General features: G+C 71.4%; 24 protein-coding genes. 14 read left to right on the top strand and 10 right to left on the bottom strand.

Features of this window, described 5'->3' with window-relative positions; all coding sequences use genetic code 11:
- The first annotated feature begins 111 nt into the window (after positions 1-111).
- Positions 112-1,962: an Hsp70 family protein gene (locus ACCP09_RS01095; RefSeq protein ID WP_433742563.1), complete on the top strand. Its 1,851-nt coding sequence runs from the start codon at positions 112-114 to the stop codon at positions 1,960-1,962.
- On the opposite strand, the gene ACCP09_RS01090 is transcribed toward ACCP09_RS01095, so the two are convergent.
- Entirely contained in the window at positions 1,963-2,088 is a 126-nt protein-coding gene (locus ACCP09_RS01090; RefSeq protein WP_267283917.1) for a hypothetical protein, read from the bottom strand.
- A 42-nt stretch (positions 2,089-2,130) separates the two neighbouring features.
- On the opposite strand from ACCP09_RS01090, the gene ACCP09_RS01085 reads away from it, so the two are divergent.
- The 3 genes from ACCP09_RS01085 to ACCP09_RS01075 all read left to right on the top strand — a co-directional run bounded on the left by ACCP09_RS01085 (position 2,131) and on the right by ACCP09_RS01075 (position 4,110).
- Positions 2,131-2,325: a DUF3046 domain-containing protein gene (locus ACCP09_RS01085; protein WP_017983957.1), complete on the top strand. Its 195-nt coding sequence runs from the start codon at positions 2,131-2,133 to the stop codon at positions 2,323-2,325.
- 204 nt (positions 2,326-2,529) lie between these two features.
- Positions 2,530-3,570, top strand: coding sequence for a recombinase RecA (recA, locus tag ACCP09_RS01080; protein ID WP_017983956.1), 1,041 nt, complete (start codon positions 2,530-2,532; stop codon positions 3,568-3,570).
- Between the two features lie 3 nt (positions 3,571-3,573).
- Positions 3,574-4,110, top strand: a complete 537-nt coding sequence (locus ACCP09_RS01075) for a regulatory protein RecX (RefSeq protein ID WP_020419628.1) — start codon at positions 3,574-3,576, stop codon at positions 4,108-4,110.
- A 218-nt stretch (positions 4,111-4,328) separates the two neighbouring features.
- Here the strand turns inward: ACCP09_RS01075 and ACCP09_RS01070 are convergent, their stop codons facing one another.
- The 6 genes from ACCP09_RS01070 to edd all read right to left on the bottom strand — a co-directional run bounded on the left by ACCP09_RS01070 (position 4,329) and on the right by edd (position 11,560).
- A complete protein-coding gene (locus tag ACCP09_RS01070; protein ID WP_433742560.1) occupies positions 4,329-4,589 on the bottom strand; it encodes a transposase in 261 nt (86 codons plus the stop codon).
- A 291-nt stretch (positions 4,590-4,880) separates the two neighbouring features.
- Entirely contained in the window at positions 4,881-5,966 is a 1,086-nt protein-coding gene (locus tag ACCP09_RS01065; RefSeq protein WP_433742558.1) for a pyridoxal phosphate-dependent aminotransferase, read from the bottom strand.
- The gene (locus ACCP09_RS01060; RefSeq protein WP_433742556.1) at positions 5,884-7,401 is read right to left on the bottom strand and encodes a PLP-dependent aminotransferase family protein; all 1,518 of its coding nucleotides are present in this window, start codon (positions 7,399-7,401) and stop codon (positions 5,884-5,886) included. Before ACCP09_RS01060 ends, ACCP09_RS01065 begins: the two co-directional genes overlap by 83 nt.
- Before the next feature lie 10 nt (positions 7,402-7,411).
- Positions 7,412-8,848, bottom strand: a complete 1,437-nt coding sequence (locus ACCP09_RS01055) for a lipase maturation factor family protein (protein WP_433742554.1) — start codon at positions 8,846-8,848, stop codon at positions 7,412-7,414.
- A gap of 211 nt (positions 8,849-9,059) precedes the next feature.
- Positions 9,060-9,683, bottom strand: a complete 624-nt coding sequence (eda, locus tag ACCP09_RS01050; protein WP_378333976.1) for a bifunctional 4-hydroxy-2-oxoglutarate aldolase/2-dehydro-3-deoxy-phosphogluconate aldolase — start codon at positions 9,681-9,683, stop codon at positions 9,060-9,062.
- Positions 9,684-9,691: 8 nt separating this feature from the next.
- Complete coding sequence (gene edd, locus ACCP09_RS01045) at positions 9,692-11,560, bottom strand: phosphogluconate dehydratase (RefSeq protein ID WP_123685423.1); 1,869 nt, start codon at positions 11,558-11,560, stop codon at positions 9,692-9,694.
- Between the two features lie 235 nt (positions 11,561-11,795).
- Here edd and ACCP09_RS01040 point away from each other — a divergent pair, with 235 nt between their 5' ends.
- The 4 genes from ACCP09_RS01040 to ACCP09_RS01025 are packed head-to-tail and all read left to right on the top strand — an operon-like array spanning position 11,796 to position 15,584.
- Complete coding sequence (locus ACCP09_RS01040) at positions 11,796-12,086, top strand: hypothetical protein (RefSeq protein WP_017983947.1); 291 nt, start codon at positions 11,796-11,798, stop codon at positions 12,084-12,086.
- Positions 12,083-12,889, top strand: a complete 807-nt coding sequence (locus tag ACCP09_RS01035) for a hypothetical protein (RefSeq protein ID WP_017983946.1) — start codon at positions 12,083-12,085, stop codon at positions 12,887-12,889. Before ACCP09_RS01040 ends, ACCP09_RS01035 begins: the two co-directional genes overlap by 4 nt.
- A gap of 29 nt (positions 12,890-12,918) precedes the next feature.
- Positions 12,919-14,832 carry a fumarate reductase/succinate dehydrogenase flavoprotein subunit gene (locus ACCP09_RS01030; protein ID WP_027934879.1) on the top strand — a complete coding sequence of 638 codons (1,914 nt, stop codon included), beginning with the start codon at positions 12,919-12,921 and terminating at the stop codon, positions 14,830-14,832.
- Positions 14,829-15,584, top strand: a complete 756-nt coding sequence (locus ACCP09_RS01025) for a succinate dehydrogenase/fumarate reductase iron-sulfur subunit (protein ID WP_433742550.1) — start codon at positions 14,829-14,831, stop codon at positions 15,582-15,584. The genes ACCP09_RS01030 and ACCP09_RS01025 overlap by 4 nt, the downstream gene beginning before the upstream one ends.
- Here the strand turns inward: ACCP09_RS01025 and ACCP09_RS01020 are convergent, their stop codons facing one another.
- Complete coding sequence (locus tag ACCP09_RS01020; protein ID WP_433742597.1) at positions 15,585-16,646, bottom strand: P-loop NTPase fold protein; 1,062 nt, start codon at positions 16,644-16,646, stop codon at positions 15,585-15,587.
- A gap of 74 nt (positions 16,647-16,720) precedes the next feature.
- On the opposite strand from ACCP09_RS01020, the gene ACCP09_RS01015 reads away from it, so the two are divergent.
- Complete coding sequence (locus ACCP09_RS01015) at positions 16,721-16,918, top strand: hypothetical protein (protein WP_433742547.1); 198 nt, start codon at positions 16,721-16,723, stop codon at positions 16,916-16,918.
- A gap of 168 nt (positions 16,919-17,086) precedes the next feature.
- On the opposite strand, the gene ACCP09_RS01010 is transcribed toward ACCP09_RS01015, so the two are convergent.
- Positions 17,087-18,250: an ROK family transcriptional regulator gene (locus ACCP09_RS01010; RefSeq protein WP_123685426.1), complete on the bottom strand. Its 1,164-nt coding sequence runs from the start codon at positions 18,248-18,250 to the stop codon at positions 17,087-17,089.
- 78 nt (positions 18,251-18,328) lie between these two features.
- On the opposite strand from ACCP09_RS01010, the gene ACCP09_RS01005 reads away from it, so the two are divergent.
- The 5 genes from ACCP09_RS01005 to ggh are packed head-to-tail and all read left to right on the top strand — an operon-like array spanning position 18,329 to position 23,866.
- Positions 18,329-19,648, top strand: a complete 1,320-nt coding sequence (locus ACCP09_RS01005; protein WP_027934884.1) for an ABC transporter substrate-binding protein — start codon at positions 18,329-18,331, stop codon at positions 19,646-19,648.
- Position 19,649: 1 nt separating this feature from the next.
- Entirely contained in the window at positions 19,650-20,543 is an 894-nt protein-coding gene (locus ACCP09_RS01000; RefSeq protein WP_433742544.1) for a carbohydrate ABC transporter permease, read from the top strand.
- Complete coding sequence (locus ACCP09_RS00995) at positions 20,540-21,388, top strand: carbohydrate ABC transporter permease (RefSeq protein ID WP_027934886.1); 849 nt, start codon at positions 20,540-20,542, stop codon at positions 21,386-21,388. The genes ACCP09_RS01000 and ACCP09_RS00995 overlap by 4 nt, the downstream gene beginning before the upstream one ends.
- Before the next feature lie 9 nt (positions 21,389-21,397).
- On the top strand, positions 21,398-22,474 hold the full coding sequence (locus ACCP09_RS00990; protein WP_433742542.1) for an ABC transporter ATP-binding protein: 1,077 nt from the start codon (positions 21,398-21,400) through the stop codon (positions 22,472-22,474).
- The gene (gene ggh / locus ACCP09_RS00985) at positions 22,475-23,866 is read left to right on the top strand and encodes a glucosylglycerate hydrolase (RefSeq protein WP_433742540.1); all 1,392 of its coding nucleotides are present in this window, start codon (positions 22,475-22,477) and stop codon (positions 23,864-23,866) included. It begins immediately after the preceding gene.
- A gap of 5 nt (positions 23,867-23,871) precedes the next feature.
- Here the strand turns inward: ggh and ACCP09_RS00980 are convergent, their stop codons facing one another.
- Positions 23,872-24,168, bottom strand: coding sequence for a hypothetical protein (locus ACCP09_RS00980; protein ID WP_148085731.1), 297 nt, complete (start codon positions 24,166-24,168; stop codon positions 23,872-23,874).
- Between the last annotated feature and the right edge of the window lie 115 nt (positions 24,169-24,283).

Raw genomic sequence — 24,283 nt, 5'->3', positions numbered from 1 at the left:
CATCCATGATGACCGGGGGGTACGACAATTTCTCGCGGGTGCCGCACGCGCGGTCCCGGGCAGCGTGGCAGCATCACGTCCTGGCCTGGGTGGATCGTGAGGGGAAGAGCTGTGCGCATCCTGTCGGTGGATCTCGGTACGTCCAACACCGTGGCGGTGCTGTCCGCGCACGGGCGGCCACCGCGCGTGGTCGAGGTGGACGGCTCGGCCACCATGCCCTCGGCGGTGTTCGCCGAGGAGGGCGGCGCCCTCGTGGTCGGCCGCGACGCCGAGCGCCGGGCGCGCCTCGACCCGACCCGCTTCGAGCCCAACCCCAAGCGCCGCGTCGACGAGCAGACGCTGCTGCTCGGCCAGGACGTCGTGCCGGTCAACGAGGCGCTGGCCGCGGTGCTGCGCCGCGTGCTCGACGAGACCACCCGCCAGCTCGGCGGCGACCTCCCCGACGAGGTCCGCCTCACCCACCCGGCGCAGTGGGGCCCGACCCGGCGCAACGTGCTGCTGTCCGCGGCGCGGCTGGCCGGCCTGACCGGCCCGCTGCTGCTCGTGCCCGAGCCGGTCGCCGCGGCCGCGCACTTCGCGTCCTTCCCCGGCCGCGCGCCCGCGCCCGGCCAGGCGCTCGCGGTGTACGACCTGGGCGCGGGCACCTTCGACGTCGCGGTCGTCGGCGCCACCCAGAACGGTTTCACCGTGCTGGCCGAGGACGGCCTGCCCGACCTCGGCGGGCTCGACGTCGACCAGGCGCTGATGGTGCACGTCGGCCGCGAGGTCTCGCACTCGGACCCGCAGCGCTGGCAGCGGCTGCTGCGCCCGGAGTCGACCGCCGACCGGCGCACCCGTCGCGCGCTGCAGGAGGACGTCAAGGCCGCCAAGGAGGCGCTGTCCCGGCTGCCGCAGACCGAGGTGCCGATGCCCGAGCCGTTCAACGACGTCCTGGTGACGCGCGGCGAGCTGGAGGCGCTGGTGCGCCCGGCGCTGCTGCGCAGCGTCGAGCTGCTGGGCCGCACGGTCGCCGCCGCCGGGCTGTCCCCGGACCGGCTGGCCGGCATCTACCTCGTCGGCGGGTCGAGCAGGCTGCCGCTGGTCGGGTCGATGATCGCGGAGAAGCTCGGCATCGTGCCCACCAGCCTGGACCAGCCGGAGACCGCGGTCGCGCTGGGCGCGCACCACGTGGCCCGCGACGGCATCAGCATGCGCACCCAGAACGTCGAAGGGCAGGTCGCCGCAACCGGGACGCCTCCGGGTTTCCCGCCGCCCCCGGTCGCTACCGTGCCGGGCACCCCGCCGGGCGGCTACCCGGGCGCGTCGCCGTACCCGCAGGCCGGGTACCGGCCCGCGCCGTCGAACTTCCCGAGCCTGCCGCCGGCCGCGCCGCCGAAGAAAGACCGGAAGAAGCTGGTCACCGGCGTCGCCGCGGTCGTCGTGGTGCTGCTGGCCGCGGTCGCCACCTACCTGTTCTGGCCGTCGTCCAGCTCGTCGGCGACGACGTTCAGCGCGGCCGAGTGCCAGCAGCCCGGCGCCACCGACCCATCAGGCTTCACCGGCTGCCTGCGCCAGCTTGCCGGCACGATCGCCGACGGCCAGTGCGCGCCGGGCGCCGGCACCGGGGACATCGCCCCGCCGGAGGACGAGAACATCGGCGTGCTGACCACCTGCTCGGCGCCCGCGCTGGCCGGGGCGCAGGTCACCTACCTGCACGGGGTGTCGGCGGCGAAGGTGAAGGAGTACACCGACCGGCTGCTCGGCGCGGTCGGCGGCAACCAGGTGCGGGCCGCGTGGAAGGGCAACGGCCTGGACGGCAGCTACTCGTCGGCGTCCGCGCGGAGTTCGGCGGTGCTGGTGTTCACGGTCGCCGACCGGCCGCTGGCCGGGATCGTCTACCAGAAGGCGGGCACCGGGCAGGCGCCGCTGTCGGCCGGCGACCTGGCCACCTACTTCGAGCAGCACGTGCAGCCCGGGGAGTAGCTACTTCCGGTTGCGCATGTTCCACAGCGCCCGCAGCGCCACGACGATGGCGGCGACCAGGACGGCCGCCGAGGCCACGGCCATCGCGGTGGGGCCCCAGGACGGCATCTCCTGCGCGGAGGTCATGCGGACACGGTACCCGGCGCGCCGGTCGCTACCCTGGGTTCGATGCGCATCACCGTGTTCCGCCAGCTGATGGCCGACGAGTTCGGGCCCGGCCGGGCGGAGATCCTGGCGAAGGACCACGTCTTCAGCGGCCTCGGCGGCCGCACCGTCGAGCAGGCGCTGGCCGAGGGGACCCCGGCGAAGGAGATCTGGCGGGCGGTGTGCGCGGAGTTCGACGTGCCGCCGGAGCGCCGGTGACCGTTTCCCGGAAAATCCGCGCCCTCGGGTGTGTCGCTCTTGCCTCGAACACGTGTTCGGCTATTGTGTTGTCCACATCGGGGTCAACGATCCACAGCCTCGTCTCGGCGCCCGGAATTGTCGGACCCCGCCCGTAGTCTCGGGCCACAGCGAAAACAAACTCGAACACCAGCCCCACAGGCTCTGACGACGAGGTGGATTTCCATGCCAGCAGCACCCGACAAGGACAAGGCGCTCGAGCTCGCCCTGGCCCAGATCGACAAGCAGTACGGCAAGGGCTCCGTCATGCGGCTGGGCGAGGAGACCCGCCCGCCCATCGGCGTGATTCCGACCGGCGCCATCGCACTCGACATCGCACTCGGCATCGGCGGCCTGCCGCGCGGCCGCGTCATCGAGATCTACGGCCCGGAGTCCTCCGGTAAGACGACGGTCGCCCTGCACGCGGTCGCCAACGCCCAGAAGGCGGGCGGGATCGCCGCGTTCATCGACGCCGAGCACGCGCTCGACCCGGAGTACGCCAAGGCGCTCGGGGTGGACACCGACGCGCTGCTGGTGTCCCAGCCGGACACCGGTGAGCAGGCGCTGGAGATCGCGGACATGCTGATCCGCTCCGGCGCGCTGGACATCCTGGTCATCGACTCGGTGGCCGCGCTCGTGCCGCGCGCCGAGATCGAGGGCGAGATGGGTGACTCGCACGTCGGTCTGCAGGCCCGGCTGATGAGCCAGGCGCTGCGGAAGATCACCGGTGCGCTGTCCAACTCCGGCACCACCGCGATCTTCATCAACCAGCTGCGCGAGAAGGTCGGCGTCATGTTCGGCTCGCCGGAGACCACCACCGGTGGCAAGGCGCTGAAGTTCTACGCGTCCGTCCGGCTCGACGTGCGCCGCATCGAGACGCTCAAGGACAGCGGCGAGGCGGTCGGCAACCGCACCCGGGTGAAGGTCGTGAAGAACAAGGTCGCGCCGCCGTTCAAGCAGGCCGAGTTCGACATCCTGTACGGCGTCGGCGTGTCTCGCGAGGGCTCGCTGATCGACATGGGTGTCGACCAGGGCATCCTGCGCAAGTCCGGCGCCTGGTACACGTACGAGGGCGACCAGCTCGGCCAGGGCAAGGAGAACGCGCGGAAGTTCCTGCGCGACAACCCGGACATCGCCAACGAGATCGAGAAGCGCATCAAGGAGAAGCTCGGCATCGGGCCGCAGGTCGACGCCGAGGCGGCCGAGCCCGCCCCGGTCGACTTCTGATCGATGCCCAGGTTCGACCCGAAGGAGCTGTCCCGGGACGAGGCGTGGAAGAAGGCCAAGGAGGTCTGTTTCGACCTCCTGGCCATCCGCGCCCGCACCAAGGACGAGCTGCGGCAGGCGTTGCGGCGCAAGGGTTTCGACGACGAGATCCGCGAGCAGCTGCTCGGCAAGCTGGACGACGCCGGCCTGATCGACGACGCCGCGTTCGCCGAGCAGTGGGTGCGGTCGCGCCACGCCTACCAGGGCCTGGCGCGCACCGCGCTGGTCGCCGAGCTGAAGCGCAAGGGCGTCGACGCGGAGGTGGCCGCACAGGCGGCGGGCGAGATCGACCGCGAGTCGGAGGAGCAGCGGGCGCGCGAGCTGGTGCGCAAGCGGCTCCGCACGATGACGACGCTGGACGAGCAGACCGCGACCCGCCGGCTGCTCGGCACGCTCGCCCGCAAGGGCTACCCGCAGGGCCTGGCGTACACCGTGGTGCGCGACGAGCTCCGCAACGCAGGCGCGGACGCAACCCCCCTGGACGACGCGACGCTGGACTGAGCCCGGCGCCCTTTTCTGGACCCACGACTGAGCCCACCGCAGATCTCTGTGGTGGGCTTCGTCGTGGGGCAGCTTTGTCGTGGGTTCGCTCTGCGTGGGTCGCGTCGGCTAGCTGCCGTGGCGTGAAACACGGCAGCCTTGCAGGGAATCGCCGCTGCCGCGGGCTCATCCGGAGACACCCCTCCCGCACCCGCCAAGCCCACCCCACAGGAGTGCGGCTAGGGCGTGTCTGACAATGCCTTGGTCCAGGTGACTACGGCATGCAGGACGATCGCTGATCGGTAGGCGATGGCGAGCTTGTCGTAGCGAGTGGCCAGGCCACGCCAGTGTTTGAGCAGGTTGAAGTGGCGTTCGACGGGGTTGCGGCCGTGGTGGTCGACCGTGTGGAAGGCGGGTGGTCGCCCGCCGCGGGAACCGCGGCGTTTGCGGTGTCCGGCCTGGTCGGCGGGTTCGGGGATCGATCGACGCCCACCGAGCATCCGAGAGCAACTGAAACCGCGAAACGGCCAGCACCATTCCAGCCACCAACCCGAACATTTGTCAGTCAGGCCCTAGGCGGGCATAGGGGCGGCTGGAGTCACGATCGCTCCGGCCTCGCCCTCTGCACAATCCGGCGCACCCAGCGACCGGCGTCCCACGGTCCGCCGCATCGCCCAACAGTTCTCCGCGAGAATGACTTTCGTGCGGTCGCTGTGGACAACTCGCACCACGAAATGCGTCTCTGGCAGCCGCACGAAATGGCGACTTCGCGCACTCACCGCTGGGTTCTCTCACCCGCCCGCGACTCGGATCAGCGCCTGGCTCATCAGCTCGAGCGCTTCGCGCAGGCGCTCGACCGGTTCGTGGGCGAAGCCGAGCCGGAAGACGGCCGGGTCGTCGCCGAACCAGTCGCCGGGGGAGACGGCCACCCCGGCCGCCATCAGGCGGTTGTAGAACTCCGGCGCACCGGATTCCACGCGCAGGCAACAGAAAGCTCCCGCGTCGGGGCGGAGCCAGGTCACCCGGCCGTCCTGACGCGGCACCCAGGCGGCCACTTCGGCGAGCCCGGCGCGCATCCGTGCCCGCTTTCCGGCCAGCACGTCGTCCGCGCGCCGCAACAGTTCCAGCGCCAGGAACTCGTCCAGCGTGCCGCACGACACCGCGCTCGTGAACTTCGCCCGGCGCAGCTCCTCGTACCACTCGGGGTCCCGTGCGGTCAGCCAGCCGATCCGCAACCCGGGCGCCCCGTGCGCCTTCGAGAACGACCCGCACGTCAGCACCCGCGGCGACACCGCGGCGAACGACTCGATCTCCGAATACGCCGCCTCCCGGTAGGTCTCGTCGACCAGCACCATCGCCTCCGGGCACACCTCGGCCGTCGCCGACAACACCGCGTCGATCTCGTCCCGGGTGAACGCCACCCCGGCCGGGTTCTGCGGCGTCGCCAGCATCACCAGCCGCGTCCGCGGGGTCAGCGCCGCCCGTAGCGCCGCCACGTCCAGGCGGTACCCGGTCTCGAACCGCAACCGCACCGTCCGCACCCGCTCCGCGAGCCCACGCGCCAGCCCGAGCATCGGCGGGTACCCGGGCTGCACCACCACGACCTCCCCGTCGGCGACCAGCCCGACGAGGAACAACGCGGCTCCGGCGCCCGCCGTGACCAGCACCTCGTCCGCGGCCACCCCGAGCCGCGCGCCCAGCAGCGCCCGCAGCTCCTCGTCACCGGCGGACGTGCCGTACCCGAGCGGGAACTTCGCCAGGCGGCCGACATCGACCAGCTCGGCGACCGTCAGATCACCGCAGGTGCTCTCGGCCAGGTCGTACCGGGGACTCTCGTCCAGCAGACTCGTCATCGCGCTCGGCGGGAAACGTCGCATGCCGATCACCCTCGCCGGTCCCGGCCCCGCCCGACAGAGCCAATCCCGCGTGATTGGCTCCCGGATAGTCGTCCCACGCCTTCCGCAACCGCCGCACCGCCTCGGACAACGCCGCCGACGGCAGCGTGAACGGCACCCGGATGTGCTCGCCACTGGACTCGTGCGCGGCCAGCGACGTGCCCTCCAGCAACGCGACGCCGTACCGCAACGCGAACTGCGCGAACCGCCGCGAATCGGCCCCCGGCAACCGGATCCACAGCGTCTGGCCGCCCGGCGGCGTCCGGAACTCCCACGACGGCAACGCCGCGCGCAGGTCCCGCACCACCTGGTCCCGCCGCTCCCGCAGTTCGTCCTGCCGCTCCGTCCGCACCCGGCCGAGCCGCGCGAACAACGCGACCCCGATCGCCTGCGCGACGACGTCCGTCCCGAGGTCGGCGACCGCCTTGAGCCGCGCCAGATCGGCCGCGGTCCGCGCATCGGCCCGGACCCAGCCGATCCGCACCCCGCCCCAGATCAGCTTGCTCAGCGACCCCACGCTGATCACCCCGCTGCCGTGCCGGGCGAGCGGCGCGGGCCGTGGACCGTCAAGCGTGAGGTCGGCGAGCACGTGGTCGTCGACCAGCGGCACCTGGTGGGACTCGCACAGCGCCACCACCTGCCGCGCCGCGTGCGGCGGCAGCACCGAGCCGGTCGGGTTCTGGAACGCCGGCACCAGGTACACCAGCTTCGCCCCGCCGACGACCTCCGCCAGGTGCGGCACCGACACGCCGTCCGCTGTCAGCGGCACCCCGAGGATCCTTGCCCCGCCGCCGCGGAACGCGTCCAGCGCGCCCGGATACGTCAGCTCCTCGACGGCCACCGCGTCGCCGGGCCGCAGGAACAGCTGCGCCAGCAACGAAATCGCCTGCTGGGCGCCCGAGGTGACGACGATCTGCGCGGGCTCGGTGGGCACCCCCAGCGCGGCGTAGTAGTCCGCGATCGCCTGCCGCAACGCCGGGATGCCGGACGGGTGGTAGCCGATGCCGAAGTCGCCCACCGCGGCCTCGGCGACGACCTCGGCGAGGTACGCGGGCTGCGGCGGCGCGGCGCAGGTGAGGTCGATCAGGTCCGGCACCGGGTCGAGCAGGTGCAGGAACATCGGGTTGAACTCCGCGACCACCCCACGTCCCGGCCGCGGTGGCCGTCGCACGAAGGTGCCGCTGCCGCGGCGGCGCTCGACCAGCCCACGGTCACGCAGCACGTCGTAGGCGGCGACCGCGGTGTTGCGGCTGACCGCCAGCTCCGCGGCCAGCGCACGCTCGGTCGGCAGACGCCCGTCGGCCGGGATCTCACCCCGCTCGACCAGCCCCTCCAAGCGCGCGGCCAGCTTCAGGTAGAGCGGCTCGCTGCCACTGGACCACCGGCCGAGCAGCTCCGCGAGCCGACCAGCGTGCATCCCGTCCTCCTCAGTCGACGGCGACCACCGCGCCGTGCGGCCCGAGCTTCGTCGTCGGCAGCACCGGGCCCCGCGGTTCACGCACCCACCACGCCCCAGTCTCCCTGCGCTCACGTGGGGTCGTGAAGCGGTACCGGTAGAGCCGCGCCCGCAGGTAGGCAGGCCGCCTGCCGTCGAACGGGTCGCGCCGCAACAGCTTCAGCGTGCCCGGATCCGCCGCCAGCAGCTTCTCCGCCAAACCGGGCAGCCACGATTCGGCGTACCGGGTGGACAGCGCGGCGAACCACATCAGCCAGTCCAGCCGCAGGTGGTAGGGCGCGAACTGCGCTGGGCGCCGCCGCGGGTCGCCGGGCTTGCCCTTGAACTCGTACTCGCGCCACACCGTGTTCTCGTCGGGCGCGGGATCGTCGGTCGCCTCGATGACGATCTCGTGCCGCACCTTGGTGACGCTGCCGAACGCGCCGTAGGTGTTGACCAGGTGCAGCCGGTCGAAGCTGGTGTTCATCACCTGCTCGCGCGACACGAGGTTGCGCGCCGGACGGTAGCTGAGCCCAACGACCAGCACGGTCAGCCCGAACACGAGAACGTGCTGCCACACCGGCGGTTCGGCCAGTTCCGGCACCGGCGCCGGAATGATGTCCACAACGGACACCGCGATGGCGATGGTGAGAAAGTTCAGCCAGGAGAAGTTCCCGCTGGCGACCAGCCACAGCTGGGTGAGGATCATCAGCAGCGCGGCCGCGCTCGCGGCGGGTTGCGGCGCGAAGAGCGCGAACGGCACCACGAGCTGGGTGAAGTGGCTGGCCGCGGCTTCGACCTTGTGCAGCGGCTTGGGCAGGTGGTGGAAGTGCCAGCTCAGCGGTCCGGGCATCGGCTGGGTTTCGTGGTGGTGGTAGAGGCAGGTCAGGTCGCGCCAGCACGCGTCGCCGCGCATCTTGATCAGCCCGGCGCCGAATTCGAGCCGGAACAGCACCCAGCGCAGCAGCCACAGCACGAGCACGGGCGGCGCGGTGTCGGCCGGGCCGAGGAAGATCGCCAGGAACCCGACCTCGAGCAGCAGCGACTCCCAGCCGAACGAGTACCAGATCTGGCCGACGTTGACGATCGACTGGTACAGCAGCCACGGCACCAGCCACGCCAGCATGGTCGCCCACACGGGGGTGTGGTCGAACAGGCCGAGGACGAGCGCGGCCGAGATGACGACGCCGATCCAGGCGACGCCCGCGAACAGCCGGTCCGAGTAGCGCCAGTGGAACAGGCTGGGGGCGCGGCGGAACGGCACGCGGCGGGTGAACCGGGGGATGGGCAGCAGGCCGCGCTCGCCGATCAGCGGCCGGAACTGCAAGGCCGCGCCCAGGAACGCGACGAGGTAGATCGCGGCGAGCGCCCGCTGGAACAGCAGCCGGGGCGCCCAGTAACCCGGGTCGGCGAGCCACTCCCATCCCACGGCGATCTCCTTCGCCAGACGAGGTGCCGTGAGGCTAGTACCCGGGCGAGGCGATCCTCAATCAGGAGGCTGGGCGCTGGTGCATCTTCGGGACCACCGATGCCACCGGCGGCCTGTTCATCAGCAGCGAAGTGTGCCGCGAGGGCGCGGTAACGCCGCTGAATTCGCAACCGCCGTCCGCGGACTTCACGGGCGGCGGTTGCGAAACCGTTCAGCGCAGCGCCGCGGCCTCGCGCGCCAGCTGCTCGATCCGCCCGAAATCGCCCGCCGCGACGGCGTCCTTCGGGGTCAGCCAGGTGCCGCCGACACAGCCCACTGTGGACAGTGCGAAGTAGGACGGCGCGTTCTGCACTGTGACACCACCCGTGGGGCAGAACCGCAGCTGCGGCAACGGCCCACCGAGCGCCTTCAGGTACGCCACCCCGCCGCTGGCCTCCGCCGGGAAGAACTTCAGCGCCGTGATGCCGTGTTCAGCGACGCGCATCGCCTCCGAGACCGTGCTCACGCCGGGCAGGAACGGCAACCCCGTCCCGGACACGGCCTCCAGCAGCCGGTCCGTGCAGCCTGGCGTCACCAGGAACGCCGAACCCGCGTCCGCCGCCTGGCGAGCCTGCTCCGGCGTCACCACGGTGCCCGCGCCGACCACGATCTCCGGCACCTCGGCCGCCACCCGCTCGATCGCGGCCAGCCCGGCCGGTGTGCGCAGCGTCAGCTCGATCGCGCGGATCCCGCCCGCGACCAGCGCCTTCGCCAGCGGCACCGCGTCCGCGGCGTCGTCCACCACGACCACCGGCAGCACCGGCGACAGCTCGAGCACGTCATGCCCTGTCTTCACGTCTCTCCTCACACTCGCGCTGGGGCGCCGAAGTGCCCCGGGGTCATCGGCCCGAACACGCCGGCGCCCTGATCGGCCGGCCCGACCGCGCGGCGCAGCGCGGTGAACAACTCCCGGCCGGTGCCGACCCAGGATGCCTCGTCCGGCGGCGCGTCCCGCAACGGCCGGGCCGCCAGTGTGACCTCGTCGACCAGCACGTCCAGCCGCCCGGCGACCGCGTCGACCACCACCTCGTCACCATCGGCGACCCGCGCCAGCGGACCACCCGCCGCGGCCTCGGGGGTCACCTGGATCGCGGCCGGGATCTTGCCCGACGCGCCGGACATCCGGCCGTCCGTGACCAGTGCGACCCGGTGCCCGCGGTCCATCAGCACGCCCAGCGCGGGCGTCAGGCCGTGCAGCTCCGGCATGCCGTTCGCCTGCGGCCCCTGGTTGCGGATGACCACGACCACGTCCCGGTCCAGCTCACCGGCGCGGAACGCCTCGGTGAAGCCCTCCTGCGAGGTGAAGACCCGCGCGGGCGCCCGCACCACACGGTGCTCCGGCGCGACCGCCGACACCTTCATCACCGCGCGCCCGAGGCTGCCGGACAGCATCCGCAGCCCGCCGTCGGCCGCGAACGGGTTGTCCACCGGTCGCAGCACGTCCTCGTCCAGGCTGCGCGCCGGCACCTCGCGCCAGGTCAGCGAGCCGCCGTCCAGCACCGGCTCCGACCGGTACCGCGACAGCCCGTCCCCGGCCACCGTGCGGACGTCCTCGTGCAGCAGCCCGGCGTCGAGCAGCGAGCCGACCAGGACCTGCACCCCGCCCGCGGCGTGGAAGTGGTTGATGTCCGCGCTGCCGTTCGGGTAGACGCTGGCCAGCAGCGGCACCACCGACGACAGGTCGGCGAAGTCGTCCCAGGTCAGCTCGATCCCGGCCGCCGCGGCGATCGCGACCAGGTGCATCGTGTGGTTGGTCGACCCGCCGGTGGCCAGCAGCGACACCACGCCGTTGACCACCGAGCGTTCGCTGATCACCTCGGCCAGCGGCGTGTACTCGGCGTCCCGCGACAACGCGACCACCCGCCGCGCCGCCTCTTCGGTCAGCGCGCGGCGCAGCGGCGTGCCCGGGTGCACGAAGCTCGCGCCGGGCAGGTGCAGGCCCATGACCTCGACGACCAGCTGGTTGGAGTTCGCGGTGCCGTAGAACGTGCAGGTGCCCGCCGAGTGGTAGGACGCGGACTCGGCCGCCAGCAGCTCCTCCCGGGTCGCGCGGCCCTCGGCGTAGAGCTGCCGCACGCGGGCCTTCTCCTTGTTCGGCAGTCCCGACGTCATCGGCCCGGCAGGCACCAGGATCGACGGCAGGTGCCCGAAGGCCAGCGCGCCGATCAGCAGGCCGGGCACGATCTTGTCGCACACGCCGAGCAGCAGCGCGCCGTCGAACATCTCGTGCGACAGGGCGATCCCGGTGGCCATCGCGATGACCTCGCGGCTGAACAGGGACAGCTCCATCCCGGCGCGGCCCTGGGTGATGCCGTCGCACATGGCGGGCACGCCGCCGGCGAACTGGGCGACCCCGCCGGCCTCGCGCGCGGCGTCCTTGATCCACGCCGGGAACTCGTCCAGCGGCTGGTGCGCGGAGAGCAGGTCGTTGTAGGCGGACACGATCGCGATGCCGGGCTTGCGCAGCCCGCGCAGGGCGATGCGGTCTTCGCCGCCGCACGCGGCGAAGCCGTGGGCGAGGTTGCTGCACGCGAGGCCGGCCCTGGCGGGCCCCTCGGCGCGGGCGGCGGCCATGCGCGCCAGGTAGGCGCTGCGGGTGGCGGCACTGCGCGCGGCGATGCGCTCGGTGACTTCCTCGACGACGGGGTGGACGGGTGTTCGGGCTTTTCGCACGGGAGAACCACCTGGAACTCGTCGGCTGGTCCGGCTGACGACTTCGCTGGCGTCGCACGGTCGTGACAGTGGACACAGTAGCGGCCGGATCGGCCGGATCAAAATCGATTAAGAAGATCGTTTCAGGTGACCCCGATCACAACATCAACCTAGGGTGTGCTACTTGTCACATTGCACGCCGAGCGGCAGAGTCGGTACCAGCCCCGGCTCGCCGCCGAACTGACCGGAGGTAGTCATGACCACCACCGAACTCGCCGAACTCCGCCGCACGATAGGGCAGCTCAAGCAGTGCGTCGGCGCCCTGCGATCACGCTACGGTGACGCCTCCGCGGTCCGCCGCCTCGCCAACGACGTCGACCGCCTGGACATCGACGCGAGCGACCTGGAGCAGCCCAGCGTCCCGGTCCAGCCCAAGCCGCTGGACCCCTCGGCCGTCGTGAAGATCCCCGACGGCCCGTACGACCCGGCCCTGTGGCAGGGGGCCGACGACGAAGGGGTCGGCGGATACCACCGTGACCAGCGGTGAGCGCGCCCGCTACCAACGCCGCTAGCGGGCGCGCCCGGATCACCGCACGGACCCTGCGCACCGACCGGTGGTGGGTCCCGCCGCTGTTCACCACGCTCGGCCTGGCCACGTTCGTCATCTACGCGGGCATCCGCTCGTTCGTCCGCACCGCCTACTACGTGCCGGAGTACCACTACCTGACGCCGTTCTACTCGCCGTGCCTGAGCGACTCGTGCGTGCCCGGGTCGGCCCACTTCGGCACGCCGTTCGGGGAGCTGCCGGGCTGGATCCCGCTGGCGTTCCTGTCGCTGCCGTTCCTGCTCGGCTTCCGGCTGACCTGCTACTACTACCGCAAGGCCTACTACCGGTCGGTGTGGTTCTCGCCGCCCGCGTGCGCGGTCGCCGAACCACACGGCAAGTACACGGGGGAGACCCGGCTGCCGCTGATCCTGCAGAACGCCCACCGCTACTTCTTCTACGTGGCGGTGCTGATCTCGGTGATCAACACCTACGACGCGATCGTCGCGTTCCACGGAAAGACCGGCGGGTTCGGCTTCGGGCTGGGCAACCTGGTGCTGCTCGGCAACGTGGTCATGCTCTGGGCCTACACCCTGTCCTGCCACTCGTGCCGTCACGTGATCGGCGGGCGGCTGAAACACTTCTCCCGCCACCCGGTGCGGTACCGGCTCTGGACCCAGGTCACCAAGCTCAACAACCGGCACATGCTGCTGGCCTGGATCACCCTGGGGACGCTCGTCGTCACGGACCTCTACGTGATGCTCGTGGCGAGCGGCGCCATCCCCGATCTGCGTTTCGTGGACTGACAAGGACCTCAAGGACTAGGTGGCAGGCAATGGCGGAAGTCGAGCGGCACAGCTATGACGTGGTGGTGATCGGCGCGGGCGGCGCCGGTCTGCGAGCGGTGATCGAGGCGCGGCAGCGCGGGCTGTCGGTGGCGGTGGTGTGCAAGTCGCTGTTCGGCAAGGCGCACACGGTCATGGCCGAGGGCGGGTGCGCGGCCGCGATGGGCAACGCGAACGAGCGCGACAGCTGGCAGGTGCACTTCCGGGACACCATGCGCGGCGGCAAGTTCCTCAACAACTGGCGCATGGCGGAGCTGCACGCGAAGGAGGCGCCGGACCGGGTCTGGGAGCTGGAGACCTACGGCGCGTTGTTCGACCGCACCGCGGACGGGCGGATCAGCCAGCGCAACTTCGGCGGGCACACCTACCCGCGGCTGGCGCACGTCGGCGACCGCACCGGGCTGGAACTGATCCGCACCATGCAGCAGAAGATCGTCTCGCTCCAGCAGGAGGACCTGCGCGAGTTCGGCGACTACGAGGCGAAACTGAAGGTCTTCGCCGAGTGCACGATCACCGAACTGCTCAAGGACGGCGACCGCATCGCGGGCGCGTTCGGGTACTGGCGCGAGAGCGGCCGGTTCATCCTGTTCGAGACGCCGGCCGTGGTGCTCGCCACCGGCGGCATCGGGAAGTCGTTCAAGGTCACCTCGAACTCGTGGGAGTACACCGGCGACGGGCACGCGCTCGCGCTGCGCGCCGGGGCGGACCTGATCAACATGGAGTTCGTCCAGTTCCACCCGACGGGCATGGTGTGGCCGCCGAGCGTGAAGGGCATCCTGGTCACCGAGGGCGTGCGCGGTGACGGCGGCGTGCTGAAGAACTCCGAGGGCAAGCGGTTCATGTTCGACTACGTGCCGGACGTGTTCAAGGGCCAGTACGCCGACTCCGAGGAGGAGGCCGACCGCTGGTACACCGACCAGGAGAACAACCGCCGCACGCCGGACCTGCTGCCACGCGACGAGGTGGCGCGGGCGATCAACTCGGAGGTCAAGGCCGGCCGCGGTTCGCCGCACGGCGGGGTGTTCCTGGACATCGCCAGCCGCCTGACGCCGGAGGAGATCCGCAGGCGCCTGCCGTCGATGTACCACCAGTTCAAGGAACTGGCCGATGTGGACATCACGGCCGAGCCGATGGAGGTCGGCCCGACCTGCCACTACGTGATGGGCGGCATCGAGGTCGACCCGGACACCGCGGCGTCGAGCGTGCGCGGCCTGTTCGCCGCCGGGGAGTGCTCCGGCGGGATGCACGGGTCGAACCGGCTGGGCGGCAACTCGCTGTCGGACCTGCTGGTGTTCGGCCGCCGGGCCGGGCTGGGTGCGGCGTCCTATGTGGAGTCCCTGGAGACCCGCCCCGCCGTCGCGCAGTCCGATGTCGACAAGGCGGCCCGGACCGCGCTGGTGCCGTTCGACCCGCCGGCCGAAGGCGTCGAGGAGAACCCGTACACGCTGCACAACGAGCTGCAGCAGTCGATGAACGACCTGGTCGGGATCATCCGCAAGGCCGAGGAGATCGAGCAGGCGCTGGCCAAGCTCGACGAGATCAAGAAGCGGATCCGCAACGTCACCGTCGAGGGGCACCGGCAGTTCAACCCGGGCTGGCACCTGGCCGTCGACCTGCGCAACATGCTGCTGGTCAGCGAGTGCGTCGCGCGGGCCGCGCTGATGCGCACCGAAAGCCGCGGCGGCCACACGCGCGACGACTACCCGCGGATGGATTCCCACTGGCGCAACAAACTTCTGGTGTGCAGCGCGTCCGGGGACGATCCGCTGGCGCTGGAGGTCACGGTGACGCCGAAGGACCAGGAGCCGATGCGGCCCGAGCTGCTGGAGCTGTTCGAGCTCAGCGAGCTGGAGAAGTACTACACGGACGAAGAACTGACCGGTCATCCCGGGAGGCAGTCGTGAGCTACAAGGCTTCGTTCCGGGTCTGGCGCGGCGACGCGGACGGCGGCGGGCCGCAGGACTTCACCGTCGAGGTCAACGAGGGTGAGGTCGTCCTCGACATCATCCACCGGCTGCAGGCCACGCAGTGCTCGGACCTCGCGGTGCGGTGGAACTGCAAGGCGGGCAAGTGCGGGTCGTGCTCGGCGGAGATCAACGGCCGCCCGCGGCTGCTGTGCATGACGCGGATGTCGGTGTTCGCCGAGGACGAGGTCGTCACCGTGACGCCGATGCGGACGTTCCCGGTGATCCGCGACCTCGTCACCGACGTGTCGTACAACTACACGAAGGCGCGCGAGATCCCCGCGTTCACCCCGCCGGCCGGCCTGAAACCGGGCGACTACCGGATGAAGCAGGTCGACGTGGAGCGCTCGCAGGAGTTCCGCAAGTGCATCGAGTGCTTCCTGTGCCAGAACACCTGCCACGTGATCCGCGACCACGAGGAGAACAAGGAGAACTTCGCCGGGCCGCGGTTCCTGATGCGGATCGCCGAGCTGGAGATGCACCCGCTCGACGTGGCCGACCGCCGGCACGCGGCGCAGGACGAGCACGGGCTCGGGTACTGCAACATCACGAAGTGCTGCACGGAGGTCTGCCCGGAGAACATCCACATCACCGACAACGCGCTGATCCCGATGAAGGAGCGCGTGGTGGACCGCCGCTACGACCCGGTGGTCTGGCTGGGCAGCAAGATCTTCCGGCGGAAGGCGGACTGATCACCCCTCGTCCGCGAGCGCGGACAGCCAGGCGGCCAGCTCGCGCGGCGAGGTGGTGACCCCGCCCGCGCCCACCTCCCTGGCCTTCTCCAGGCGGGACGGCGTCACCTGCCCGCAGTAGAAGAACGCGGGCCCGGCGTAGTTCCCGTGCTCACGCAGGTGGCGCAGGTCGGTGAACCCGGCCTGCGGATCGCCGTCCCGGCTGACGTCGGAGATGATCACCGTCGGGTTCAGCCGGGTCAGCGTCGCCATGGCTTCGTCCCGGTTCGTCGCGGTCTCGACGCGGGCGCCTGCCGCGCGGAACAGGTCCGGGAGCGATCCGGTGTCCGCCGGGTTGTCGTCGATCCACAGCACCCGCATGCCGAGCAGCGACCCGGCCGGAGGCGCGCCGTAGGCCCGCGCGCCGGTGTGCAGGGGACGGCGCAGCCACCGGCCGTCGCGCGGCAGGCTGCGCACCAGTTCGACGAACTCCTTGTCCTTGGCCAGTTCCGGGAAGCCGACGGGCAGTTCCTGGGTGACGGTGTCCAGGTCGGCGGCGGTGCCCGCCGGCGTGACGCCGGTGGCCGCGAACAGCCGGTCCCGGGCGGCCGGGTCCAGCTCCGCGCCGCGCCGGACGTGTTCGCGGAAGTCGTGGTAGTCCAGGAATCGGGTGATCAGCGCGGGGCCTTCGAGCGCGACCATGGTGTGGAACTCGGGGTAGAAGTGCCGGAGCAGGACGACCTTGACCAGCGTCGCCGCGTCCAGGTCGTCGCTGCCGCGGCCGAGGTGGTGCTCCAGCACGAAGCTGTTGATCAGCCGCTTGATGCGCCGGGGGTTGCGGCCGGTGCGCTCGATCAGGAGCCTCTTCATGGCGTCGTCGAAGAGGTGCGCCGTGCCGGAACGGCTCACGTAACCGTCCACCAGCTTCCGCGCCAGCGCGTCGCTCGGCGGCGGCACGGGGTAGCTGACCTGGATGATCTTCTCCAGGTACCGCACGCCGGCGCCGGGGTCGTCGTGGCCGACGGCGCGCCAGAGCACGGCCTGGTCGCAGGCCAGCACGAACACGATCCCCGGCGAGTCCAGGTAGAGCTTGATCGCCTCGCAGACCTCGAAGATCCGCTCGTCCGAGCAGCGGTCTGAGCTTCGACCGCAACGTGGTGCGGCGCGTCATCCGCGGCACGTTGCGGCGCACGCACGTCGTCGGCGGGCTGCGCGCCGCTTCCCTCGTCGTGTCCCATGTCTTCGGGCTCGGCCAGGTGGTGGACGCGGTGTGGCGCGCGCTCAGCGTGGATGCCAAGCACCACGGACTTGATCAGGCCCTCGACGGCGCCCGCGCTCGGCCGTCCAGGCGTTGAACCACACCGTGCTGACCGCCGGGTCCGCGCTCAGCGCGGTATCGATGACCGTCGACTCGTGTTGCCGCCCTCGCCGACGGGGAGTCGTTGAGGACCGAGTAGCCCCCGGGCAGCTCGGTGAGGGTGAACCCGTCGTCGTCGAAAGCGGTCACCCCTGGTTTATACCGGTCAGCGCAACGCCATCGCGTCGACCGCGGCCGGGTCCAGCACCTCGTCCGCGACGATGCCGGCCACGCCGGTCAGCGTGGTGTTGACCCCGATCGTGCAGGGCCCGATGTCGAGGCTGTCCAGCGAGCTCGTGTGCGCGTTCGACAACACCACCTCGCTCAGCCCCTCCAGGAACGGCGGCAGCACCCCGATCGCCCCGCCCACCCGCAGATAGCGCGGGTTCACGATGGTCACCACGGTCGCCAGCACCGTGCCCACCAGCCGCCCGGCCTCGCGCGTCACCCGGACCGCCTCGGGGTGGCCGGCGCGCACCCGCCGCAGCACGTCCTCCGCGCTGCGCACACCCGTGGGCCGCAGCGTCCGGATCACCGCCTGCCCGCTCGCGATAGCCGAAACACAGCCCCGCCGCCCGCAGTCGCAGCGCAGGTCGGAACCCTCGATGCGGATGTGGCCCACCTCGCCGGCGCACCCGGTCTCGCCGCGGTGCACCCGCCCGGAGATCACCATGCCCGCGCCGATCCCGGTGCCGACCTTCACCCCGACCAGCGCCGCCCGCGGCCGGTCCATGTCGCAGTACGCGCCGAACGCCAGGGCGTTCGCGTCGTTCTCCAGGAACACCGGCACCGACAGCGCGTCGGCGAACGTGTCGCGCAACCGCACCCCGAGCCACTCCGACATCGACGGCGGCGCGATCGTCGTGCCGGTGTCGTGGTCAATCTGCCCCGGCACGCTCAGCCCGAACGCGCACAGGCTGTCCGCGCGCCCGGCGTCGGCCAGCAGCTTGCGGCCCGTCTCCAGCAGGAAGGACAGCGTTTCCGCGGGCCGGTGCCCCACCGGCAACGGCCGGTGGACCTGCCCGAACACCGTCCCGCGGAGGTCGACCACGGCGATCGTGGCGTGCCGCTGGCCGATGTCGCCCACGAGCGCGGTGCGACCCACGTCGTCGGCGGTGAGCATCTCGGCGGGCCGTCCACCGCTGGAGGCCCGGTGCCCGACCTGGCGCAGCAGCTTCAACCGCTGCAGCACGTCGAGCCGTTCGACCAGCGTCGGGCGGGACAGACCGGTCCGATCCTGCAGTTGCTGCCGCGTCAGCGGCCCCTCGCTGCGCAGGATCGCGAGGATGTGGCCCGGCGAGGTGGGCGAGCCGGTGCGTGCCGGGGGCATGTTGACAGGGTCTCCCGCGAGGACTTATGTTCAATGACCTGACAGAAGTGTAGACGGCGAAATCTGGGGTGGAACTGAATGCGCGCGGCCCGCCTTACCGGCAGCGGCCCCACCCGTCGTACCGTCCTCCGGGGTCTTTTCCTGGCCGGCGCCGCGTCCACGGCCGCCGGGTGCGTCGGCTTCGCGACCACGGGCGGCGACGGCATGGTCTTCCTGTCCACGCAGTTCCGGCCGGTCGCCGAGGCCGAGCGCTTCCGCTCGTTCCTGGCCGGCGCGGTCCCGGGCTCGGTGAGCTACGTCACGATCGAAGAAGGCCCGTTCGCCAGCCAGGTGCAGAGCCAGGTCGGCGCCGGGCGCACCCAGGTCGGACTGCTCGGCGGCTCGCACAGCGACCTCGCGCCGCTCGCGGGGAAGTACCTCGAAGACGTCTCCGGGGTGCAGGCGGGCCAGGGGATCCCCGAGGAGTTCCGGGCACTGGCCAGGGCGGGCACCCAGCAGTCCTGGTACGTCCCGTGGGCGCAGGCCAGCTTCGTGCTCGCCGCGCACGAGGACGCGCTGGCCCACCTGCCACCGGGCGCCGACCCGGAGACGCTGACCTACGACCAGCTCCTGGACTGGGCCATCGCCGCCCGCCAGGCCAACGGCAACCGGCCGGTGCTGGGCCTGCCGTGCGGGCCGAAAGGCCTGATCCACCGGTTCCTGCAGGGCTACCTGCTGCCCTCGTTCACCGGCGGGCAGATCACCACGTTCCGCTCGCCGGAGGCCGTCACCGCGTGGCAGTACCTCAAGGAGCTGTGGGCCAACACCAGCCCGTCCAGCACCACCTACGACTTCATGCAGGAACCGCTGCAGGCCGGTGCGGTGAAAATCGGCTGGGACCACGTCGCTCGCCTGGTTTCCGCGCCCGGCGACGAGCCGCAGCGGTGGCGCATGCTGCCCGCGCCGCGCGGCCCCCGCGGCCTCGGCTACATGGCCGTGGTGCTCGGCCTCGCGATCCCCAAGGGCAGCACCGACCGCCGCCAGGCCGAGCAGGTGATCCAGGCCCTGTCGACCCCGCAGGCGCAGGTCGGCCTGCTGCGGTCGAACGGGTTCTTCCCGGTCGTCGACGCGCAGATCCCCGCGGACCTGCCGCCCGCGCTGCAGATGGAGGCCGGCGCGGTGCAGCGCCAGCGGGACGCGCCGGGCTCCGTCCTGTCCCTGCTGCCGGTCGGCCTCGGCACCCGCGAGGGCGAGGTGACCAAGGCGTTCAAGGACTCGTTCCAGGCGATCGTCCTCGACGGCGCCGACATCCAGTCGACTTTGGACAGTCAGGCGCGGGTGCTGCAGAAGGTGTTCGACGACCTGAAGGTGCCGTGCTGGGCGCCCGACCCGCCGTCCGAGCGTTGCGAGGTGGGCTGACATGACCGTGACCACCGCACCCGCCCCGGTCGAGACCCCGGTGGCGAAGCGCCGCCGCCCGTCCGGCTCGCCGTGGCTGCTGCTCGCGCCGTCGATCGTCTTCATGCTGGCGCTGTTCGGCTGGCCGGTGATCCAGGCGCTGATCTCCGCGTTCACCGACGACTCCGGCTTCACGCTCGCCGCGTGGGACCGGCTCTTCGGCGACCCGTACTTCCTGCGGGCGCTGCGCAACACCCTGCTGCTGATCGTCATCGTGGTGCCGGTCCAGCTCGTGCTGGCCGTCGCGATGGCGCTGCTCGTGCAGGCCCGGCCGAAGTTCCTGTCCGGCCACTTCTACCTGTGGACGATCCCGCTCGCGGTGTCCGAGCTGGCGGCAGGCCTGGTGTGGCTGTCGGTGTTCGACAGCCGCGGCTACCTGAACTCGCTGCTGGTGTCGTGGGGCATCTCGGACACCGGCGTGCAGTGGCTGAACTACACCAACACCGGCACGATGCTGCTGGCCGTGGTGATCGCCGAGATCTGGCGCGCCACGTCGCTGGTGTTCGTCATCGTCGTGGCCGGGATCCAGATGGTGCCCAAGGACTTCGACGAGGCCGCGCAGGTGTTCGGCGCGAGCGCCTGGCAGCGGCTGTGGCACGTGACGCTGCCGCAGCTCAAGCCGAGCCTGCAGGTCGCGCTGATCCTGCGCACGATCCTGGCGCTGCAGGCGTTCGCGGTCGCGCAGGCCCTCACCGGCCGGGACTTCCCGTTGCTGGTCGGGGAGACCTACCAGTGGTACGTGAACCTGCAGAACCCGGCGGTCGCCAGCGCCGCGGCGCTTGTCGTGCTGGCGCTGTCCCTGGCGACGGCGTTGTTCTACCTGCGCACGATGCGGCAGCAGGAGGCGGCCAAGTGACCACGACCCTGCCTCCGATCGACCGGGCGCCGCTGCGGCGCCGCCGTCGCCGCGCCGCCGCCGTCCAGGTCGCGTGCATCCTGATCAGCCTGTTCATGCTCGTGCCGATGGTCCTGATCGGCCTGGCCGCGGTGTCCTCGCCGCAGGCGTTGCTGGAGTTCCCGAAACCGCTGATCCCGAGCGGGTTCTCCGGGGACACGCTGCTGGCGTTCATCCAGGCGACCGGCACGATCCCGGCGCTGGGCAACTCGCTGCTGGTCGGCGTCTACACGGTCGTGCTGTCGCTGCTGGTCGGCGCGCCCGCCGGGTACGCGCTGGCGCGGCAGGTGTTCCGCGGCAAGGACGCCTACCAGGTGTTCATGCTGCTGGCCCGCGCGCTGCCGATCGTCGTGCTGTCCGTGCCGCTGGCGACGATGTTCCTGAACACCGGCGTCTACGACACGGTGTTCTCGGTGACGCTGCTGCACACCACGCTCGCGATGCCGACCACCGTGCTGATCAGCGCGAGCATCTTCGTCTCGGTGCCCACCGATGTGGAGGAAGCGGCGCAGGTGTTCGGCTGCAGCCGGTTCGAGGCGGCGCGCCGGGTCGTGTTCCCGATGGCGCTGCCGGGGCTGGCGGCGTCCTCGATCTTCACGTTCGTGTTGTCCTGGAACGAGATTCTCGGCGCCGCCGTGATCACGCTCGGGCACCGGACACTGCCCGCCCAGGTGCTGGCCTCGCTCGGGGAGGCGCCGCAGGCCTACCGGTTCGCCGGCGGCTTCGCGCTGATCCTGCCCGCGCTGGTGTTCATCTTCGTGATGCGCCGGTACCTGGTGAACATGTGGGGGACCACGCTGCGATGAGGGAGCGCAATGGCTGAGGTCGTCTTGCACGAGCTCGTGAAGACCTACCCGGGCGGCACCGCCCGCGCCACTGACGAGGTGTCGCTGGAGGTGGCCGACGGCGAGTTCATGGTCCTGCTCGGCCCGTCCGGCTGCGGCAAGACCACGCTGCTGCGGATGGTCGCCGGGCTGGAGACCCCGGACGCCGGGCAGATCGTCATCGGCGGCCGCGACGTCACCTACCTGGAACCGCGGCGGCGCAACCTGTCCATGGTGTTCCAGTCCTACGCGGTGTTCCCGAACAAGAAGGTCGCCGACAACATCGGCTTCGGTCTGCGGGTGCACGGTGTGCCCGCGGACGAGGTGCGCAAGAAGGTCGAGTGGGCCGCGGAGCTGCTGCAGCTCACGCCCTACCTGGACCGGTACCCGGCGAAGCTGTCCGGCGGCCAGCGGCAGCGCGTCGCGGTGGCGCGGGCGATCGTGATGGACGCCGACGTGCTGCTCATGGACGAGCCGCTGTCCAACCTGGACGCCCTGCTGCGGCTGTCCTTCCGCGCGGAGCTGAAGAAGCTGGTCAACGAGATCGGCGTGACCACCCTGTACGTGACGCACGACCAGGTCGAGGCGCTGTCGCTGGGCGACCGGGTCGCCGTCATGCGCGACGGGCGCATCGCTCAGTGCGGTGACCCGGTCGCCGTCTACACCGAGCCCGCGGACGAGTTCGTCGGGGGCTTCCTCGGCAGCCCGCCGATGAACTTCCTCACCGGCACCGTCAGCGAGGACGGCTCGCGGATCGACTTTGGCGGCCAGACGCTGCCGGTCCCGAGCGCGCTGAAGACGTTCGGCGGCAAGGAGTTGCGGCTCGGCATCCGGCCGGAGTCGATCGCGGTGGCGCCGGGCGCGGACGGCCTGCGCTGCGAGGTGCAGGTGTACGAGCCACTGGGCTCCTCGACTCTGCTCACCACGGAGCTGTGCGGGCAGATGCTGAAAGTGCAGGCCGCGGCGGGGTTCCGGGCCGAACCCGGCCAGACCCTGTGGCTGAGCCTGCCACCGGAGCAGTGCCGGTGGTACGACCCCGAAACCCAGCTCCTGTTGGAGGCGAAGTAGATGACTGTCGACGTCACGAGTCCCTGCGAAGGAGCCGCCGGCGGCAGAAGACCGGTCCGCTACGCCAGGCCGACCCTGGCCGCGCGGGCCGCCCGGGTGCTGAGGGACAACGACACCGGTGCCGTGATCACCGCGGCGCCGCGGCTCTACCCGCACATGTGGAGCTGGGACGCGGCGTTCATCTCGATCGGGCTGGCCCGGCTGGACCTGCCGCGCGCGGTCGCCGAGCTGGAGACCCTGTTCAAGGCGCAGTGGCGCAACGGGATGGTGCCGCACATCGTCTTCACCGACGACGACGCGTACTTCCCCGGCCCGGACCGCTGGGGCACCGACACGGCGGTCGACGGGCCGCGCGACGTGCGCACCTCGGGCATCTGCCAGCCGCCGGTGCACGCGATCGCGGTGCAGCGGATGCTGGAGATCGCCCGCACGTCCTCGCCGGAGGAGCGCGCCGACGCCGAGCGGTTCGCCCGCTCGATCTGGCCCGCGCTGTACTCCTGGCACCGCTGGCTCGTCGAGTACCGCACCCCGGGGTCGAGCGGGCTGATCGCGATCGTGCACGGCTGGGAGTCCGGGATGGACAACTCGCCGCGCTGGGACGTGCCCTACGCGGCCGTCAACCCGGGCGACGAGCTGCCGCCGTATGTGCGCAAGGACGTGCGCGTCATCGGCGACCCGAGCGAGCGGCCGACCGACAAGGAGTACGACCGCTACCTGTGGCTCATCGAGGAGATGCGCCGCGCGGGGTACGACCAGAAGGAGATCGTGCGCCGCTCCAGCTTCCTGGCCGGCGACGTGTTCATCACCGCGTTGTTCGCGGTGTCCTGCGACGTGCTGATCGAGCTGGGCACGGAGTTCGGCCAGGACGAGGACAAGCTCGCTGACCTGGCATTGTGGGCGTCGCGGGCGCGGGACGCGGTGGCGGCGAGCTGCCACTCGGTGTCCGGCATGGCCCGCGACCGGGACCTGCGCGCCAACCGGTGGCTCGACACGCAGACGATCGCCGGGTTCGCGCCGCTGCTGTGCGGCGGCGCGCCGGACGAGGTCCAGTTGCGGCTGCTGTCGCTGCTGGACAGCGACCGCTGGTGCGGCCACCCCGACCTGCTGGCGCCGGTGCCGCCGTCGGTGTCGCCGATGCGGCCCGGCTTCAACCCGCGCCAGTACTGGCGCGGTCCACAGTGGCCGGTGGTGAACTGGCTGTTCGGGTGGGCGTTCGAGCGCCGCGGCTGGCACGAGCGGGCGCGCAAGCTGCGGGAGGCCGGACTGCGGCTGACCGACGACGGCGCGTTCGGCGAGTACTACGAGCCCTTCACCGGCGAACCGCTGGGCAGCACCGACCAGAGCTGGACCGCGGCCGTGGTACTGGACTGGCTCTGCGCCGACGCCGACTGAGGCGGTCACCACCAGGCCGACGCCTGGCGGCCGCCGAGGACGAGGCCGCCGTCCCGCACCTCGAAGGACGCGCCGTCGGTCAGGTTGTCCGGCAGCGCGGAGCCGTGCAGGCGCTCCAGCCGGACCGGCATCGGTTTCGACCAGATGTGCTCGCGGCCGTCGACGCGGAAGCCCAGGGTGATCTCGTACGTGGCCGACTTGACGGAGGCGAGCGCGACGTGGAAGCGCTCCACACCGCCGGGTTCGATCGCCCTGGACAACGCGTAGTTCCGCCGCTGTCCGGGCTCCGCGTCGAGCACCACCGCGTGCACCGTGGACGGGGGTACCGCGTTGTAGCTGACCTCGTGGAACTCTCCCGGTGGCCGGGTTCGTGGCCGGACTGGACAGTTCCGGGTCGAGCGAGGTGCCCACCAGGGA

The organism is Amycolatopsis sp. 3B14 (assembly GCF_050958625.1).
Taxonomy (GTDB): domain Bacteria; phylum Actinomycetota; class Actinomycetes; order Mycobacteriales; family Pseudonocardiaceae; genus Amycolatopsis_E; species Amycolatopsis_E thermoflava.
This window is presented reverse-complemented; position numbering and strand designations above follow the sequence as displayed.

Excerpts from the sequence above, each read along its gene's own strand:
- ACCP09_RS01090 (WP_267283917.1), bottom strand. The coding sequence starts at position 2,088 with ATGACCTCCGCGCAGGAGATGCCGTCCTGGGGCCCCACCGCGATGGCC.
- ACCP09_RS01085 (WP_017983957.1), top strand. The coding sequence starts at position 2,131 with ATGCGCATCACCGTGTTCCGCCAGCTGATGGCCGACGAGTTCGGGCCC.
- recA (WP_017983956.1), top strand. The coding sequence starts at position 2,530 with ATGCCAGCAGCACCCGACAAGGACAAGGCGCTCGAGCTCGCCCTGGCC.
- ACCP09_RS01075 (WP_020419628.1), top strand. The coding sequence starts at position 3,574 with ATGCCCAGGTTCGACCCGAAGGAGCTGTCCCGGGACGAGGCGTGGAAG.
- ACCP09_RS01070 (WP_433742560.1), bottom strand. The coding sequence starts at position 4,589 with ATGCTCGGTGGGCGTCGATCGATCCCCGAACCCGCCGACCAGGCCGGA.
- ACCP09_RS01065 (WP_433742558.1), bottom strand. The coding sequence starts at position 5,966 with ATGCGACGTTTCCCGCCGAGCGCGATGACGAGTCTGCTGGACGAGAGT.
- ACCP09_RS01060 (WP_433742556.1), bottom strand. The coding sequence starts at position 7,401 with ATGCACGCTGGTCGGCTCGCGGAGCTGCTCGGCCGGTGGTCCAGTGGC.
- ACCP09_RS01040 (WP_017983947.1), top strand. The coding sequence starts at position 11,796 with ATGACCACCACCGAACTCGCCGAACTCCGCCGCACGATAGGGCAGCTC.
- ACCP09_RS01030 (WP_027934879.1), top strand. The coding sequence starts at position 12,919 with ATGGCGGAAGTCGAGCGGCACAGCTATGACGTGGTGGTGATCGGCGCG.
- ACCP09_RS01010 (WP_123685426.1), bottom strand. The coding sequence starts at position 18,250 with ATGCCCCCGGCACGCACCGGCTCGCCCACCTCGCCGGGCCACATCCTC.
- ACCP09_RS01005 (WP_027934884.1), top strand. The coding sequence starts at position 18,329 with ATGCGCGCGGCCCGCCTTACCGGCAGCGGCCCCACCCGTCGTACCGTC.
- ACCP09_RS01000 (WP_433742544.1), top strand. The coding sequence starts at position 19,650 with ATGACCGTGACCACCGCACCCGCCCCGGTCGAGACCCCGGTGGCGAAG.
- ACCP09_RS00990 (WP_433742542.1), top strand. The coding sequence starts at position 21,398 with ATGGCTGAGGTCGTCTTGCACGAGCTCGTGAAGACCTACCCGGGCGGC.
- ggh (WP_433742540.1), top strand. The coding sequence starts at position 22,475 with ATGACTGTCGACGTCACGAGTCCCTGCGAAGGAGCCGCCGGCGGCAGA.